Genomic DNA, 16550 nt, shown 5'->3' on the forward strand with positions numbered 1-16550 from the left:
GTGGGGGAAGTTGGGGGCGGGGGAGGAGGCGGGACCGGGGAAGCCCCGCCCCCTCCGGGCGGCGGGCCGGCTCAGTCGGCCCTGCCTCCCATCGGCCGCGGCGGGTAAGGGGGAGTCTCGCCGCTCCACGGCCGGTCCGGTGAGGACGCCGGAGAACACGGGGCCGCTCATGACACCGGCTCCTTCAGTACGCGGTCCACCGGCACCTCGGCGATGACCGTCACCGCCGCCGGATCCAGGTCGGCCGGCGTCGGCATCACGCTGCCGGGGAGCTGGACGGCCGCCGCGCCGTGCGCGACCGCCGAGGCGAGCGCCCTTGGCCCGCTGCCGCCCGCGATCAGGAAACCGGCGAGGGAGGAGTCGCCGGCGCCCACGTTGCTGCGGACGACGTCGACCCGCGCGCCGGCGAACCAGGCGCCCGCGTCGTCCACGAGCAGCTGCCCGTCGGCGCCCAGGCTCGCGAGCACGGCGCGTGCGCCCATCGCGCGCAGTTCCTCGGCGGCCTTCATCGCGTCGCCCACCGTGGACAGGGGGCGCCCGACGGCCTCCGCGAGCTCCTCGGCGTTCGGCTTCACCACGTCGGGCCGCTCGCGCAGCGCCGCGAGGAGCGCGGGCCCCGAGGTGTCCAGCGCGATGCGCTTGCCCGCGGCGTGCGCCCGGGCGACGAGCGCCGCGTACCAGGAGGGCCCGAGCCCTCGCGGCAGGCTGCCGCAGCAGGCGATCCAGTCCGCGTCGCGGGACTGCGCGCGGACCGTCTCCAGCAGGAGTTCCTGCTCCTGGGCCGACAGTTCGGGACCCGGCGCATTGATCTTCGTGAGGACGCCGTCCGACTCCGCGAGGGCGATGTTCGAGCGGGTGGCTCCGGTGACCGGCACCGGCGCGACCTCGATGCCCTGGGCGTCGAGCAGGGCTGCGACGAGCGCGCCGGGCGCACCGCCCAGGGGCAGCACCGCGACCGTGCGCTGTCCGGCGGCCGAGACGGCACGCGAGACGTTCACGCCCTTGCCGCCCGGGTCCATGCGCTCGCCGGTGGCGCGGATGACCTCGCCGCGGTCGAGCGCGGGGATCTCGTAGGTGCGGTCCAGGGACGGGTTCGGGGTGACGGTGAGGATCATGCGCGCACTACTTCCGTGCCGCCGCGCTCGATCGCGGCGGCGTCGTCGGGGCTCAGCCCGCTGTCGGTGATCAGCAGGTCCACGTCGCTCAGGTCGCCGAAGCGGGCGAAGTGCTCCTGGCCGTGCTTGGAGGAGTCGGCGAGCAGCACCACGCGGCGGGCCGCGGCGATCGCCGCGCGCTTGACCGCGGCCTCGGCGAGGTCGGGGGTGGTCAGGCCGTGCTCGGCGGAGAAGCCGTTGGCCGCCACGAAGAGGACGTCGGCCCGGATCTCGCCGTACGCCCGCAGCGCCCAGGCGTCCACGGCGGCGCGGGTACGGTGCCGTACGCGTCCCCCGACGAGGTGGAGCTGGATGCCGGGGTGGTCGGCGAGGCGGGCGGCGATCGGCAGGGAGTGCGTGACGACGGTGAGCGCCGTCTCCAGGGGGATCGCGCCGGCCAGCCGCGCCACCGTCGTACCGGCGTCGAGGACCATCGTGCCCTCGGTCGGCAGTTCGGCGACGGCCGCCTTGGCGATGTGGTCCTTCTCATCGGCCGCCGTCGTCTCGCGTTCGGCGAGGTCCGGCTCGAAGTCGAGGCGCCCGGCCGGGATGGCCCCGCCGTGCACCCGGCGCAGCAGGCCGGCGCGGTCGAGGGCTTTCAGGTCGCGGCGGATCGTCTCCGCGGTGACCTGGAACTCCTCGGCCAGCGACACCACGTCCACGCGGCCGCCGTCACGGGCCAGCCGGAGGATCTCCTGCTGCCGCTCCGGTGCGTACATACCCGTTCGCCTCCGCCGTGCCCGAACTTGTGGTTTCGCAGGGAGGCTACGCCCGGATTACCGGAAAGTAAACAGGTTCGGACGTGATTCGGGCATGAACGGACTTCCGGTCATGCCCGAGTACGGCATCCCGCCCGGATGCGGCAGCGAGTGCGACAGCAGACCCCGTCCGGGCACGGCAGAAGGGCCCGGCACCTCAGCGGGTGCCGGGCCCTTCACCGCCCGTGGTTCACGCCACGAACTCCGGCTCCTTCGCCTCCGCCTGAACCGCCGGGTCGGTTTCGGCCGCCCCTTCCACGTGCTGCGCCGGCCGCTTCGGGAGCGCGAACATCAGCAGGAAGATCACTGTCATGACGCCCGCGACCCAGCCCAGCGCGTGCTGGAAGGCGTCCACGAAGGCGGAGCCCAGCTGGGCGGGCAGCAGGTCGTCGCCGAGCTCGCCGAAGAAGACCACCGACACCAGGCCGAGCCCCAGCGCGTACCCCATCTGCTGCACGGTGTTGATGAGCCCCGACGCCGAACCCGAGTGCTCACGCGGCACCTCCGACAGGATCGCGTCCGTCAGCGGGGCGACGATCAAACCCATGCCGACGCCCATCACGACCAGCGGCAGCGCCATCTGCCAGGAGGTGATGCCGAGGCCGTAGCGCTCGGACTCCCACAGGTAGAGCAGCACGCCCGCCGCCATCGCCAACGCGCCCGCCTGGAGCACCTTGCGGCCGAAGCGCGGAACCAACTTCTGCACGGACAGGCCCGCCGCCATCGAGACGGCGATCGAGAACGGGACGCCGGTCAGGCCGGCCCGCAGCGGGCTCCAGCCCAGCCCGGTCTGCAGGTACAGCATCCACACCAGGAAGAAGATGCCGAGCGCGATCCCGAAGACGGTCTGCACCGCGATGCCGGCCGCGAAGCTCTTCACCCTGAACAGGGACAGTTCGATCAGCGGGGAGCCGTCGCGCGCCGTCTTGCGCCTCTCGTACGCCACCAGCGCGGCGAACACGGCGAGCGCGCCGGCCATCGAGAGGTGCCCCCACAGCGGCCAGCCCAGCTCATGGCCGCGGGTGAGTGGGTAGACCAGCATCAGCATGCCGAGGGTGACGAGGGCGACTCCGACGAGGTCGAGCTTCAGCGCCTTCGGTGCCTTCGACTCGGTGATGAAACGGTGGCCGAGGATCAGGCCCGCGATGCCGACCGGCAGGTTGATGAGGAAGATCGGGCGCCATTCGAGTCCGAAGAGGTTCCACTCGGTCAGCAGGGCGCCGAGCAGCGGGCCGGAGACCGCGCCCAGGCCGACGATCGCGCCGAACAGACCGAAGACCTTGCCGCGCTCGTGCGCCGGGAAGGTGGCGTGCACGATCGACAGGACCTGCGGCACCATCAGCGCCGCCATGCCGCCCTGCAGGATCCGGGAGGCGACCAGCATCTCCGGGTTCGCGGCGAATCCGCACAGCGCGGAGGCGAGGGTGAACCCGCCGATGCCGATCAGGAACACCCGCTTGCGGCCGTGGATGTCGCCGAGGCGTCCGCCGGTGATGAGGCCGGCGGCGAAAGCGAGCGCGTATCCGGCCGTGATCCACTGGATCTGGCTCACGGTGGCGCCGGCGTCCTGCTGGATCGACGGGATGGCGATGTTGACGATCGTGACGTCGACGAGGTCCATGAAGGCCGCGGTCATCACGATGGCGAGGGCGAACCAGCGACGCCGGTCGCCCGCCGCACTGAGGGTGGGCTCGGTGGAGGTCATGTCCCACAAGCTATGAGCGCACTAGGACAGTTCACGTCCTACTTGTGCGGCATCCTCGAACTCATGACGACGGACACTCCGGCCCGGCTCCTCCAACTCCTCTCCCTCCTCCAGACGCCCCGCGAGTGGCCCGGCGGCGAGCTCTCCGACCGGCTCGGGGTCTCCCGCCGCACGGTCCGGCGGGACATCGACCGGCTGCGGGAGCTCGGCTATCCCGTGCAGGCGACCATGGGCGCCGACGGCGGCTACCGGCTCGTCGCGGGCAAGGCGATGCCGCCGCTCCTGCTCGACGACGAGGAGGCGGTCGCCATCGCCGTCGGCCTGCGGGCCGGCGCCGGGCACGCGGTGGAGGGCGTGGAGGAGGCCTCCGTACGGGCGCTGGCCAAACTGGAACAGGTGCTGCCGTCCCGGCTGCGCCACCGCGTCTCCACCCTCCAGGCCGCCACCACCCCGCTGACCAGCGGGGACGGGGCGAGCATCGCCCCGGAGACGCTGACCGTGATGGCCTCCACGGTCGCGGGGCGGGAGCGGCTGCGGTTCGCCTACCGGGCGAAGGACGGGGCCGACTCGCGCCGCGTGGTCGAGCCGTACCGGCTGGTGTCCACCGGGCGGCGCTGGTACCTCGTCGCCTACGACCTCGACCGCGACGACTGGCGCACCTTCCGCGTCGACCGGGTCAGCGACCCCTTCGCGACCGGGGCCCGGTTCGCGCCGCGCGAGCTGCCCACCGGGGACGCGGCGGAGTACCTGCGCCGGTCGATCAGCGGACGCCAGGAGACGTACGCCTTCACCGTGACGTTCGACGCTCCGGCCGAGGTCGTCGCCCCCCGGGTGCCGCAGTGGCTCGGCGTGCCCGAGCCACTGGTCGAGGGGCGCTGCCGGCTGCGGGGGTCGGTCGGGGACCCGGTGGAGTGGCTGGCGGTGCGGCTGGCGATGCTGGGACACGACTTCTCCGTACAGGAGCCGCAGGAACTTGTGCGCTGCGTACGGGAGTTGGGTGCGCGTCTGGTCGGGGCGGGGTCGGACCCGGACTGACCGCGGTCCACCTCACGCCTCCAGCAGCGCCTCCAGCCTGGCCCGGACCTCGGCAACCTGGTCGCAGCGGAGCCGACGTGCCTCCCAGATCAGCTCGGCCGCGTCGGCCACCGCGGGGTCGTGCGGCGGCGGGCCGTCCGGCAGGTCGATGCCGGTCAGGGCCGCCAGGTCGGCGGCGGCGACACCGAGGGCGTTCGCGAAGGCCACCAGCAGCTCGGGGGTGAGCTCCTTGCGGCCGCGCCCCACCTGGCCGACGGTGGCCGCGGACAGATACGTGCCGGAGACGGCGTACAGCGCCTTGGCCGCGCCCGCCCAGGTCAGATTCCGGTGGGCGAGCATCCGGACGAGCATCGCGCCGAAGTCCGGTGCGTACCGCTCGGGCGGTGTCCGCCTGCCCTGTGTCCTCTCCGGCCGCGTCCGCGTCTCCTGCGGCAGCGCGCGGGCGAACGCGAGCAGTTCACCCCTCCGCTCCGGCGACAGCTCCCTCGACCGCATCGCGATCCAGGGGACGCGGCCGCCCGCCATGGGGTCCAACGGGGCCCATTCCGGCGGTGGTTCCAGCCCGGCGAGCACGAAGAGGTCCGGGACACGCTGGGCCAGTACGGGAGCCAGCCGGTGCAGCAGTGCGGGGCTCGGTGCCGCGCCGTCGAACACCGGGCGCAGCTCGGCTTCGGAGACCGCGGCCTCTTCAGCCAACGCCCTGATGCCGAGCCCTCGACGAGCCGCCAGACGGGCCAACAGCACACCGAAGCCCGGGTGTTCCGCCATCGCGTCCACCCTTCAGGCCCTGCGCTCCACCCACGGGAACGCGCCGAGTGCCCCGAGGTGACGCAGCGCCAGTTCCGCCGGCCCCTCGGATCCGGAAGCCGGGGCGTCTCCCGTGGCCCACGCCTCGACCGCCGTACGGACCGCGGCACTCGCCACCGCGGCGGCGAAGCGCAGGTGGGGCGGGACGGCGAGGGTATCGGCAACGTTGTCGTCACTCGGCGCAAGCCGCTCCGCCAACACGTCGGCCAGCGTCCGCTCCCCCGCCCGGCACACCTCCGCCCACACCTTTCCGAGTCCCGGGTCGGTCTCCGCCAGCCGGATCAGGGTGCGGACCCACTCCCAGGACGCCGCGGACACCCCGACGCCCGGCGTCAAGGTGTGGCGGGCCGCGTGTTCCAGGGCCTGCGGCAGGGACAGCTCGGCGGGTGCCTCGCGGACCGCCTCCGCCCAGCGTTCGGCGCCCGCCGCGTAGAGCGGGGCGACGGCCTCCTCCTTGGTCGCGAAGTAGCGGTAGAAGGTGCGCGGGGCGATGCCGGCGGCCTGGGCGATGTCCTCGGCCCGGGTGGCCCGCAGGCCGTGCTTCACGAAGAGTCCGGCGGCCGCTCGGGCGATGTCCATGCGGGTCGCGGCCTTGCGTCGTTCGGTGAGGGAGACGGAGGTCGCCGAAACGGAGTGGGTGGGACTGCTCACATTCGGCAGGCTATGCCCATGTGACAGAATCTGCCATCCGGCGGGTCACCCCGGAGTTCAGGTACGGGGTGGCCCGCCTTCCAGCCTGTCGGGCCTACCAGCATGGCGGGCGTTCCAGCCTGTCGGGGCCCGGCACCCGGGCCTGCGCAGCGCGGAACCGGCGCGCGGGAAGCAGAAGTGAGCCGGGCCTCGGCACCCGGGGGGAGGGCGCCGAAGCCCGGCTGGGACGTCCCGGCGCCGGGGGGGTGTGCGTCGGGACGTGGCTCTGTGGGTCAGGGCCGCGGAATCCGGCAGCGGGACGTGGTCCCGGCCCGCTCGAACTCCTGGACCCTGAAGTCTTGTTCCCTGGCTCCGCCAATTGAAGCGGCGTTACAACGCCATGTTTGCGCTGTCTTTCGCCACCCGGCGTGCGCGGCCGCCGGCGGTCGTACGCTCCCCGGCGCCGCGGCCGCGCGGGACGTCAGGCCGCCGCGTCGAACCCGGTGTCCCGCGCCAGCTTCTTCAGCTCCAGCAGCGCGTGCTTCTCGATCTGGCGGATCCGCTCGCGCGTCAGGCCGTGCTCCTTGCCGACCTCGGTCAGCGTGCGCTCCCGGCCGTCCTCGATGCCGTACCGCATCTTGATGATGGAGGCCGTGCGCTGGTCGAGGCGGCCGATGAGGTCGTCCAACTCCTCGCTGCGCAGCAGGGTCAGGACGGACTGCTCCGGGGAGACCGCCGACGCGTCCTCCAGGAGGTCGCCGAACTGTGTCTCGCCCGCGTCGTCCACCGGCATGTTCAGCGAGACCGGGTCGCGGGCCCAGTCGAGGACGTCCGTCACGCGGGCCGGGTTCGAGTCGAGCTCGGCGGCGATCTCCGCGGGCTCCGGGTCGCGGCCGTGCTCGCGGTTGAACTCGCGCTGCACGCGCCGGATCCGGCCCAGCTCCTCCACCAGGTGGACGGGCAGCCGGATGGTGCGCGACTGGTCCGCTATCGAGCGGGTGATCGCCTGACGGATCCACCAGGTCGCGTACGTCGAGAACTTGAAGCCCTTGCGGTAGTCGAACTTCTCGACCGCGCGCACCAGGCCTGCGTTGCCCTCCTGGATGAGGTCCAGGAGCGGGAGGCCGCTGCGGGGGTAGCGGCGGGCCACGGCGACGACCAGACGCAGGTTGGAGCGGATGAAGACGTCCTTGGCCCGCTCACTGTCGGCCACCAGGGCCTCGAGCTCCTCGCGGGTCGCGTGCGACTTCGACTCCTCGAACCCGTCGAGAAGCTGCTGGGCGAACACACCGGCCTCGATGATCTGGGACAGCTCGACTTCCTTGGCGGCGTCGAGCAGCGGTGTGCGCGCGATCTCGTCGAGATACATGCCGACCAGGTCGCGGTCGGCGATCTCGCCGCCATGGGTGCGAACACTGCTTGCCGCGTCGGTCCCGCCGGTGGCGGACTGACGACGGGCGACGGCACGGGTTGCCATGCGTGCTCCCTTGCGATGGTGAGGTCAGCGGGTGGTCCTGTCAGACACTCGGCACTCTCCTCGGGTGCCCTGCATCCGATGGAAACAACGACTGGAATCCGGACAGAATTCCCAACCCACCCCTGTATTTTTCTGATCATGCAGTACCCTGCCCGGCCACACGAGGAGGAGCGATGCCGTCGGAACGTACAGAGGTGCAGGTCAGGCCGGGAGTCGACAGTGACCTCGTCGCTCTCACCGACATCTACAACCACTACGTTCGTGAGACGTCCATCACATTCGATACCGCGGTCTTCACTCCGGAGGAACGCCGCCCTTGGCTGCTCTCCCACCCTGAAGACGGCCCGCATCGCCTGATGGTTGCCACGCATGCGGACACACAGGAGATTCTGGGCTACGCCACATCCAGCCTTTATCGCGCGAAGCCCGCCTACTCGACCTCCGTCGAGGTCACCGTCTACCTCGCCCCCCACGCGGGCGGCCGCGGCGTCGGCACGATGCTCTACAAAGCCCTCTTCGAGGCCCTGTCCGGCGAGGACCTGCACCGCGCCTACGCGGGTATCGCACAGCCCAACGAAGCGTCCGCGCGGCTGCACGAACGCTTCGGATTCCGGCACGTCGGCACGTATCGCGAAGTGGGCCGGAAGTTCGGCCGCTACTGGGACGTGGCCTGGTACGAGAAGGATCTTTGACGGAGCTCTGACGGAGCTCCCACGGACCTTCAGAGGCCCTTGCCGGTCCCCACCCCGTGCCACGCCTCAGCCGAACTGCACCGACCGCTTCGCCATCCCCATCCAGAACCCGTCGATCACGGACTTCTGCGAGTCCAGCTCACCGGCCACGTCCGCCGCGCCCATGGTCACGAACAGCGGGGCGAAGTGCTCGGTGCGCGGATGGGCGTACCGGCCGGCCGGAGCCTTGTGGAGGAAGTCCAGCAGGGCGTCCCAGTCACGGGTCTCCAGGGCGCGGCGGCCCCAGTCGTCGAACTCGGACGACCAGGTGGGCACTCCCCCGCCCGTGTGCCGCAGCGCGGCCAGGTTGTGGGTGAAGAAGCCGGAGCCGACGATCAGCACGCCCTCGTCGCGCAGCGGCGCGAGCTTGCGGCCGATCTCCATGAGGCGGACCGGGTCGAGGGTCGGCATGGAGACCTGCAGGACCGGGATGTCGGCCTCGGGGAACATCTCCACCAGCGGGACATAGGCGCCGTGGTCGAGGCCTCGGTCCGGGATGTCCTGGACGGGTGTCCCGGCCGTGCGTAGCAACTTCCGTACGGATGCGGCGAGTTCGGGGGCGCCGGGAGCCGCGTACGTCACCTGGTAGTAGTGCTCGGGGAAGCCCCAGAAGTCGTAGACGAGGGGAACGGGCTCGGTGGCGCCGAGGGCGAGCGGGGCCTCCTCCCAGTGGGCGGAGACCATGAGGATCGCCTTGGGCCGCGGCAGTCCGGCCGACCAGGCGGCCAGTTCTCCGGGCCAGACCGGGTCGTCCGCCAGGGGCGGGGCACCGTGACTGAGGTAGAGGGCGGGCATCCGCTCCTCGGTGGCGGCGGACATGACGGCTGCTCCCTCCGGAAGAATCTGCACGTGAGGCGGTACACGATGGTTCACTGATTCGCTTGAAACCTCAAGCTATTACTTCTCCGAGAGTACGCCCCGTTTGTTTAACATTCAAGGAGAGCACTCGTACAGTGGAGTACATGAACACGGCATCCGCACCCGCTGAAGAGCCGCGCTGGCTCACCGAAGAGGAGCAGCGCGTCTGGCGCTCCTACCTGCACGCCACCACCCTCCTCGAAGACCACCTGGACCGTCAGCTCCAGCGTGACGCGGGTATGCCCCACATCTACTACGGCCTCCTCGTCAAGCTCGCCGAGTCCCCGCACCGGCGGCTGCGCATGACCGAGTTGGCCAAGCACGCGAAGATCACCCGTTCCCGCCTGTCGCACGCCATCGCCCGCCTGGAGAAGAACGGCTGGGTACGCCGCGAGGACTGCCCCTCCGACAAACGGGGCCAGTTCGCCGTCCTCACGGACCAGGGCCTCCAGACACTGGAACAGACCGCGCCGGGCCACGTGACGGTCGTACGGAACGCGCTGTTCGACCGGCTCACCCCCGAACAGCAGAAGTCCCTCGGCGAGATCATGCAGATCGTCGCCGAGGGACTTCAGCCGAACGAAGCGGGTGCGGACCTGCCCTGGCTCCGCTGAGCGCAGCCGGGGCAGGTCCGGTGGGTCGTACGTACGAGGCGTCCCCTCCCCGTACGTACCGGTGGCCCGAAGGGTTACGACCGGGTGGTCGCCGTCAGTGCGCGATCACCGGCACCCGCAGCTCGTCCTCCGAACCCTCACCGGAGCCGGCCACCACGCCGGACTCCGGACGGCCGGTGTTGATGAAGGTCGCGGCGATCGTCGCGGCCAGGACCAGGATGCCGACGGCGAACCAGATCGCGTTGGTGTACCCGTGCACCTGGCCCTCCAGCTGGACCAGCTGCTGCTGGGCCTGCGAGCCGGCGCCGCCGATGTGGTCCTTGATGTACGCGGTCGTCGCCGAGGCGGCGATCGTGTTCAGCAGGGCCGTACCGATCGCGCCGCCCACCTGCTGCGAGGTGTTGACCATCGCGGAGGCGACACCCGAGTCACGCGGCTCGACACCGTGCGTGGACAGGGACATGGCGGGCATGAACGCCGTGCCCATGCCGAGGCCGAGCAGCACCATCCCCGGCAGGATCACACTGGCGTACGAGGTGCCGATCTCCAGCTGCGTGAGGAACAGCATGCCGACCGCGGCGACCAGGAAGCCCGGAGCCATCAGCAGACGCGGGGGAACCCGGGTCATCAGGCGGGTGCCGATCTGCGTGGAGCCCACCATCATGCCGCCGATCATCGGCAGGAAGGCGAGGCCGGTCTTGACCGGCGAGTAGCCCAGCACGAGCTGCAGGTAGTAGGTCAGGAAGAGGAACAGGCCGAACATCGCGATGATCGCGAGACCGAGGGAGAGGTAGACGCCTCCGCGGTTGCGCTCGGTGATGACGCGCAGCGGCAGCAGCGGGGCCTTGACCTTGGACTCGACGAGGACGAACGCGGCGAGCAGCACGACCGACGCGACGAACAGGCCGACGGTCGTGGAGTCGCCCCAGCCGTCGGACTCGGCGCGGGTGAAGGCGTAGACCAGCGTGACCAGACCGAGGATGGACAGGACGACGCCCGGGATGTCGAGCGGCGAACGGTTGCGGCTGCCGGCCGGCTCACGGATGACGAAGTACGCACCCGCGGCCGCGACGACCGCGAACGGGATGTTCACGAAGAACGTCCAGCGCCAGTCGAGGTACTCGGTGAGCAGACCGCCGAGGATGAAGCCCACGGCGCCGCCGCCACCGGCGATCGCACCGTAGATGCCGAACGCCTTGGCGCGCTCCTTGGGCTCCGTGAACATCACGGCGAGCAGCGAGAGCGCGGCGGGCGCGAGCAGTGCGCCGAACGCACCCTGGAGGGCGCGGGCGCCGAGCATCATCGCCTCGTTCGTGGCCGCGCCGCCGAGGGCGGACGCGCCGGCGAAGCCGATCAGACCGGCGACGAAGGTGCGCTTGCGGCCCCACAGGTCGGCGATACGGCCGCCGAAGAGCAGCAGACCACCGAAGGCGAGGGCGTAGGCCGTGATGACCCACTGCCGGTTGCCGTCGGAGATCCCCAGATCCTGCTGGGCGGAGGGCAGGGCGATGTTCACGATGGTCGCGTCGAGGACGACCATCAGCTGGGCGAGCGCTATGAACGTCAGCGCTTTCCAGCGGTTGGCATCAGGGACGCCGGGGGCCTTTACGGCTGTTTCGGACATGGTTGTACCCACTTCGGGACTTCGTGACGGAAAAAGGTGTCGTGAGGGACGAGAGTCGTAAGGTCGTAAGGATGAAAGAGATGCCTAAAAGATGTCTTCGGATGTCTTCGGGGATGGCCCGTCATCGGTGACGGCCGCGGAAGTCGGTGTGCTGACCGGCGCGAGGCGCCGTACTCATCGGTCAGGCCTTGCGGAGGTCCTCCATGGTCACGGCCGTACCCGGCAGGACGGAGCGGGCCGGGGCCCGCAGTCCGTCCAGGAACAGCTGCAGATGGCGGTGTACGAAGCGGTCGACGCTGAAGCAGTCCGTGCCGGCCGGGGGCCTGCCCAACTGGACCGCGGTGACCATCAGGTCACCGATGCCCACGTCGGCGCGGAGTTGACCGGCCGCCTTGGCCCGGCCCATGAGCTGCTCGACGAGCTGATCACAGCGCTCACGCGCGGCCTTCAGGTCGGGGTGGTGCTGGTCGAACGTGCTGGAGACCATCGGGCACAACGCGCTGATCCGCTCGTCGACGGCGGCGTGCAGGAAGCGTGCCAGCGCCTCGAACGCGTCACCGGTCTCCATCAGCTCCCGCTCGGCCGCCTCCGAGGTGCGGTCCATGACCGAGCAGACCACCTCGCGGACCAGGGCGTCCCGGTCCGGGAAGTTGCGGTACACCGTGGCGTTGCCGACGCCGGCCCGGCGGGCGATGTCGTCGAGCGGCACGTCCGGGCCCAGCTCGACGAACATCTCCCGGGCGGCGGCGACGATCCGCTCCCGGTTGCGCAGAGCGTCGGCACGCGGCCGGGGCGTCTTGCGCTGCACGGGGGTGGCGGTCTGCACGGTGTACTCCAAGGCTGTTGGTGCGTGATCAAGGGCTGCGGTGCTGGGTGCGGTGCTGGGCCGTGCTGGTGTCGTGCGGTCCTGCTGGTGTCGTGCGGTCCTGCTGGTGTCGTGCGATCCGGGGAAGTTCTCCCCACTTCGCTCGGACACAGGTCTAAACGGGGAAGGGATCCCCGGTTATTTCCCACCCACCGACAGATCTTGCGTGACCTGAGTCACATCCCATTCACCTCCATCTGACCCGCCCCGGGTCACCCCCTCTCCTTTCCGGTGACCCACGTTCGGGCTCCTTCAGCGCGCGCCCATGCACCCCTCGCCACAGGGTGATCGAAAGGGCGCAGCCTTCAGATCGGCGGCTGCCGAGGACCGAAGGGGCCATGCATGCAGCCGAGCCGTCGGATACGCCCGCGCCGCGCGGCCACTCTCGCGTCCGTGACCGCGCTGACCCTCGCGGTCAGCACCTCGGCCGGCACGGGACACCTCAGACCGGCCCCCACCACGGCCGGCGCCGGTCCCATCGCCCTGGCCCGCACCTCCGCACACGTCCCCTGCATGATCAGCGGCAGCCCGACGGTCCAGATGACCGAAGGCGTCCCCACCCCCAGCGGCTACTCCCGCTCCACCGGCACCGTCCGCGCCCTCACCCTGATGATCGACTTCTCCGACGCGCCCGGTTCGGGCAGCGCGCTCGACCGTTTCCACGAGTTCTTCCCGCAGACCCGGCAATGGTTCCGCACCAGCTCCTACGGCCGTCTCGACTACCGCCCCCAAACCCCGGTCGCCGACTGGCTGCGCATGCCCGAACCGTTCCACGCCTACGGCATAGAACGCGGCGCCCCCTTCGACCCCGGCTACCGGCAACTGGTCCAGGACATCGTCGCCACAGCCGATCCCAAGGTGGACTTCCGGTCGTACGACTTCCTGAACGTGCTGGTCACACCCAACGCCGGCCCCTCCGCCCTCGACACCGTCCTGTCCGTCACCTTCGCCGGCAACCCGGAGGCCCCGGTCGCCGACGGCGTCCCCGTGTCGAACGCGTCCTTCGTCTACTCCCGCCAGGACGACGGCTCCGGCTCCTACGACCGCACCGGCTACCGCGTCCTCCCCCACGAGAACGGCCACGTCTTCGGCCTGCCCGACCTCTACACCCAGGAGGGCGGGGGCGCGGTCGGCCACTGGGACATCATGAGCGAGGACTGGGGCGCCAACAACGACCTCCTCGCCTGGCACAAGTGGAAACTCGGCTGGCTGGACGCCCCCCAGGTGAACTGCGCCACGGCGCCCGGGACGACGGAGTACACCCTGACCCCGCTGGCCCGCCCGGGCGGCACGAAACTCGTCTTCGTCCCCCTCGACCGCCGCACCGGATACGCCGTCGAACTGCGCACCCGCGAGGGCAACGACGAGACGGTCTGCCGTCCCGGCATCCTCATCTACAAGGTCGACGCCGACATCGACACCGGCCGGGGCCCGGTCACCGTCTACGACTCCCACCGCGACAGCGGCGGCTGCACCCGCAGCCCCAACGTCCACGCGGAACTCTCCGACGCGCCCTTCATACCCGGGGAGGAGTTCCGGGACTCGAAGCGGGGCGTGCGGATCGCGGTGGCGGGGGCGGAGCTCTCGGGGGACTACCGGGTGCGGGTCAGTCGGGGGTAGGGGATGCTCTGGCCGACTGGGCTGCGGGCTGCGGGCTGCGGGCTGCGGGCTGCGGGCTGCGGGCTGCGGGCTGCGGAATACGGTAGGCCTGCCCTGACTGCCGTACGGGAGAACCGATGCCCGCCGATCCGACCGATCTGACCGATACAAGCGATCCGGCCTGGAACACCACCGCCGTACCGGCCGGCTCCCCCGCCGCACCCGCCGCCGTACCCGCCGAGGCGGTCGCCCCGCTGATCCGGGGGGTCGGCCTGCTGCGGCGACTGACCGAGGCCGGCGGGACGATGAGCGCGAGCGGGCTGGAACGAGCCACCGGCCTCGCCCGTTCCACGGTCGACCGGATCACCTCCACCCTCGCGCGCATGGGATACGTCCGTCTCGACGGCCGGGACGTGATCCTCACCCCCCGCCTGATGGAACTGGGCAACGCGTACCTGTCCGCCCTGCGCCTCCCGGCACTGCTCGGCGCCCGCGCGGACGCCCTCGCCGACGAGCTGGACGAGTCGGTGTCACTGGCGGTCGGCGACCGCGACGGCATCCGCTTCATCCACCAGGCCACCCGCCGCCGTGCGATGTCCCTCAGCTTCCGCATCGGCGACCTGCTGCCGGCCGAACGCACCGCGCCGGGCCCGCTGTTCGCGACGGAATGGACGGACGAGGACTGGCAGGGCTGGCGGGCACGCCGGGCGGCGGACCCGCAGGACCGGGCCTTCCCGGCCGTACCGCCGCGCGAACGGGCGGGCGTGGACGAGGAGTTCGTCCAGGCAGTGACTCGGGCGCGGGAGAACGGCTGGGCATTGGACGACCAGTTGATCGAGCCGGGCCTGGTGGCGGTGTCCGTACCCGTACGGCATCCCGGCACCGGCCGGATCGCCTGCGTGGCAAGCGTGGTGAGCCACACGAGCCGGCACTCGGCGGCGGACCTGCGCGAGACGCTGCTGCCTCGGCTGCGGGGAGCGGTGGCGGCCATGGAGGAGGAGCTGGGCGGCACGGGCACGGAGGCAAAGTCCGCGTCCGCGTCCGTGCTCGCGTCCGTGCCGGCGCCCGTGCCCGTGCCGCCGTCCGGTCTGGCGGCCTGGACGGGGGCGTCGAAGCACGAGTTGGGCAGGCACTTCGTCGAGTCCCTCGCCCGCGGCCTGACCGTCCTGACGGCCTTCGGCGAGGGCCGGGCGGAGCTGACGCTGACGGAGGTGGCGAAGGCGACGGGGCTGGCCCGGGCGACGGCACGGCGGGCGCTGATCACGTACGAGCACCTGGGTCTGGTGACGACGGGCGCCACCGAGCGCACGTTCGCGCTGACGCCCCGCGTGCTGTCCCTGGGTTTCCCGCCCCTGTCCCGTACGTCCCTGTCCCGCATCGCGACCCCGCACCTGGCGGATCTGTCGGCGAGGGTCCACGAGTCCTCGTCACTGGCGGTCCTGACGGCATCGGGCGAGGAGATCCAGTACACGGCCCGGGCGACCACGAGCCGGGTCCTGACCGCCGACATCACGATCGGCACGCGGCTGCCGGCCGCGGCGACGGCCCTGGGGCGGGTGCTGCTGGCGACGGACGCCGGGGCCGAGCTGGAGGACGTACGGACCCAGGGCTACGCCCTGGTCGACGAGGAACTCGAGAAAGGCCTGCGCTCCGTCGCGGTCCCGATCCGCGACCGCACGGGCAGGACGGTCGCCGCCACCAACGTGGCCCTGCACGCGGCCCGCCGCACGGTGGAGGAGATCGTGACGGAGATCCTGCCGGAACTGCGGGCGGCGGCGGATCGGATCGAGGGTGACCTGAGAGTGGCGGGCCGGTTCACGAGGGTGCCGCTGTCGTGACGGGCCGGTGCTCCCGGCCGCTGCCTCAGCCGTCGTACGGCCGCGCCGCCCGCCCCTCCCGCAGGGTCAGCCCCCACCAGGCGAGCTGGTCCAGCAGAACGGCGGCGGCCTTGGCGGTCCCCTCCTCGTCGTGCGGCCTCCCGCGCTCGTCGAACCTCTCCCAGGCCATGTGGAAACCGACGGTGTCGCGCAAGGTGACGGCATGCAGTTCGGCGAAGACCTGCCGCAACTGCTCCACAGCCCGCTGTCCGCCGGCCATCCCCCCGTACGACACGAACCCGACCGGTTTGGCACGCCACTCGCTGTACACGTAGTCAATGGCCAGCTTGAGGGAGGCCGGGTACCCGTGGTTGTACTCCGGCGTGATCACAACGAACCCGTCGAGCCCACCGATGCGCTGCGCGAGCTTCGGGGCGTCGTCCCCGCCACCACCCCCGTCCGCTCGCTCGAAGGAGAGCTTGAGCTCGTCGACGAGGGCCGGCTCGGACAGGTCGATCACGTGGACCTCCATGTCGTCGCGCCGACGGATCTCCGAGAGGAACCAGGGGGCGACCTTGTCGGCGAAGCGGCCGGGTCGGGTACTGCCGATGAGGACGCCGATCCTGAGCGGAAGCGGCTTCGTCGTGGTGTGCGGCGTTGTCTGAGGCATGACCCAGAACGTAGAACCTGAACATAACTTGAGGTCAAGCCCACCGAGTGCCGTGGCCGATGACGAGGAGCAGCCGTCCGCTGCCGCCGCGGCGGCCTCCCACCCGCCACCCCCGACCGCCCACCGGTAAAGGACCAGCCCCACCCGCTACACTGAACGCCGTCGCCTTCGTAGCTCAGGGGATAGAGCACCGCTCTCCTAAAGCG

General features: G+C 71.2%; 15 protein-coding genes. 5 read left to right on the forward strand and 10 right to left on the reverse strand.

The window, feature by feature from the left end; translation table 11 throughout:
- Positions 1 to 167: 167 nt before the first annotated feature.
- From pfkB to KUM49_RS08990, 3 genes are all read right to left on the reverse strand, one after another.
- Positions 168 to 1115, reverse strand: coding sequence for a 1-phosphofructokinase (pfkB, locus tag KUM49_RS08980; RefSeq protein ID WP_217236206.1), 948 nt, complete (start codon positions 1113 to 1115; stop codon positions 168 to 170).
- Entirely contained in the window at positions 1112 to 1873 is a 762-nt protein-coding gene (locus KUM49_RS08985; protein WP_217236207.1) for a DeoR/GlpR family DNA-binding transcription regulator, read from the reverse strand. The genes pfkB and KUM49_RS08985 overlap by 4 nt, the downstream gene beginning before the upstream one ends.
- A 229-nt stretch (positions 1874 to 2102) precedes the next feature.
- Positions 2103 to 3617, reverse strand: coding sequence for an MFS transporter (locus KUM49_RS08990; protein WP_217236208.1), 1515 nt, complete (start codon positions 3615 to 3617; stop codon positions 2103 to 2105).
- Positions 3618 to 3680: 63 nt separating this feature from the next.
- On the opposite strand from KUM49_RS08990, the gene KUM49_RS08995 reads away from it, so the two are divergent.
- The gene (locus KUM49_RS08995) at positions 3681 to 4652 is read left to right on the forward strand and encodes a YafY family protein (protein WP_217236209.1); all 972 of its coding nucleotides are present in this window, start codon (positions 3681 to 3683) and stop codon (positions 4650 to 4652) included.
- Positions 4653 to 4664: 12 nt separating this feature from the next.
- Here KUM49_RS08995 and KUM49_RS09000 read toward each other — a convergent pair whose 3' ends face one another.
- The 3 genes from KUM49_RS09000 to KUM49_RS09010 form a co-directional block, all read right to left on the reverse strand.
- Positions 4665 to 5420: a hypothetical protein gene (locus KUM49_RS09000; protein WP_217236210.1), complete on the reverse strand. Its 756-nt coding sequence runs from the start codon at positions 5418 to 5420 to the stop codon at positions 4665 to 4667.
- Between the two features lie 12 nt (positions 5421 to 5432).
- Positions 5433 to 6038: a TetR/AcrR family transcriptional regulator gene (locus KUM49_RS49760; RefSeq protein ID WP_217236220.1), complete on the reverse strand. Its 606-nt coding sequence runs from the start codon at positions 6036 to 6038 to the stop codon at positions 5433 to 5435.
- Positions 6039 to 6570: 532 nt separating this feature from the next.
- Positions 6571 to 7566: an RNA polymerase sigma factor RpoD/SigA gene (locus tag KUM49_RS09010; protein ID WP_217236211.1), complete on the reverse strand. Its 996-nt coding sequence runs from the start codon at positions 7564 to 7566 to the stop codon at positions 6571 to 6573.
- Between the two features lie 173 nt (positions 7567 to 7739).
- Between KUM49_RS09010 and KUM49_RS09015 the strand changes: the two genes are divergently transcribed.
- Positions 7740 to 8258 carry a GNAT family N-acetyltransferase gene (locus KUM49_RS09015; RefSeq protein WP_217236212.1) on the forward strand — a complete coding sequence of 173 codons (519 nt, stop codon included), beginning with the start codon at positions 7740 to 7742 and terminating at the stop codon, positions 8256 to 8258.
- Positions 8259 to 8324: 66 nt separating this feature from the next.
- On the opposite strand, the gene KUM49_RS09020 is transcribed toward KUM49_RS09015, so the two are convergent.
- Complete coding sequence (locus tag KUM49_RS09020) at positions 8325 to 9116, reverse strand: dioxygenase (protein ID WP_217236213.1); 792 nt, start codon at positions 9114 to 9116, stop codon at positions 8325 to 8327.
- A 143-nt stretch (positions 9117 to 9259) separates the two neighbouring features.
- On the opposite strand from KUM49_RS09020, the gene KUM49_RS09025 reads away from it, so the two are divergent.
- Entirely contained in the window at positions 9260 to 9769 is a 510-nt protein-coding gene (locus KUM49_RS09025; protein WP_217236214.1) for a MarR family winged helix-turn-helix transcriptional regulator, read from the forward strand.
- A gap of 94 nt (positions 9770 to 9863) precedes the next feature.
- Here KUM49_RS09025 and KUM49_RS09030 read toward each other — a convergent pair whose 3' ends face one another.
- Positions 9864 to 11393, reverse strand: a complete 1530-nt coding sequence (locus KUM49_RS09030; protein ID WP_217236215.1) for an MFS transporter — start codon at positions 11391 to 11393, stop codon at positions 9864 to 9866.
- A 181-nt stretch (positions 11394 to 11574) separates the two neighbouring features.
- The gene (locus KUM49_RS09035) at positions 11575 to 12219 is read right to left on the reverse strand and encodes a TetR/AcrR family transcriptional regulator (protein WP_217236216.1); all 645 of its coding nucleotides are present in this window, start codon (positions 12217 to 12219) and stop codon (positions 11575 to 11577) included.
- 381 nt (positions 12220 to 12600) lie between these two features.
- Between KUM49_RS09035 and KUM49_RS09040 the strand changes: the two genes are divergently transcribed.
- Entirely contained in the window at positions 12601 to 13878 is a 1278-nt protein-coding gene (locus KUM49_RS09040) for a M6 family metalloprotease domain-containing protein (RefSeq protein WP_217236217.1), read from the forward strand.
- Positions 13879 to 13994: 116 nt separating this feature from the next.
- On the forward strand, positions 13995 to 15695 hold the full coding sequence (locus KUM49_RS09045; protein WP_217236218.1) for an IclR family transcriptional regulator C-terminal domain-containing protein: 1701 nt from the start codon (positions 13995 to 13997) through the stop codon (positions 15693 to 15695).
- 25 nt (positions 15696 to 15720) lie between these two features.
- On the opposite strand, the gene KUM49_RS09050 is transcribed toward KUM49_RS09045, so the two are convergent.
- Positions 15721 to 16344: an NADPH-dependent FMN reductase gene (locus KUM49_RS09050; RefSeq protein WP_217236219.1), complete on the reverse strand. Its 624-nt coding sequence runs from the start codon at positions 16342 to 16344 to the stop codon at positions 15721 to 15723.
- Positions 16345 to 16550 lie beyond the last annotated feature (206 nt).

Origin of the sequence: Streptomyces sp. AC555_RSS877 (genome assembly GCF_019049245.1) — a bacterium.
In the GTDB taxonomy this organism is placed as follows: domain Bacteria; phylum Actinomycetota; class Actinomycetes; order Streptomycetales; family Streptomycetaceae; genus Streptomyces.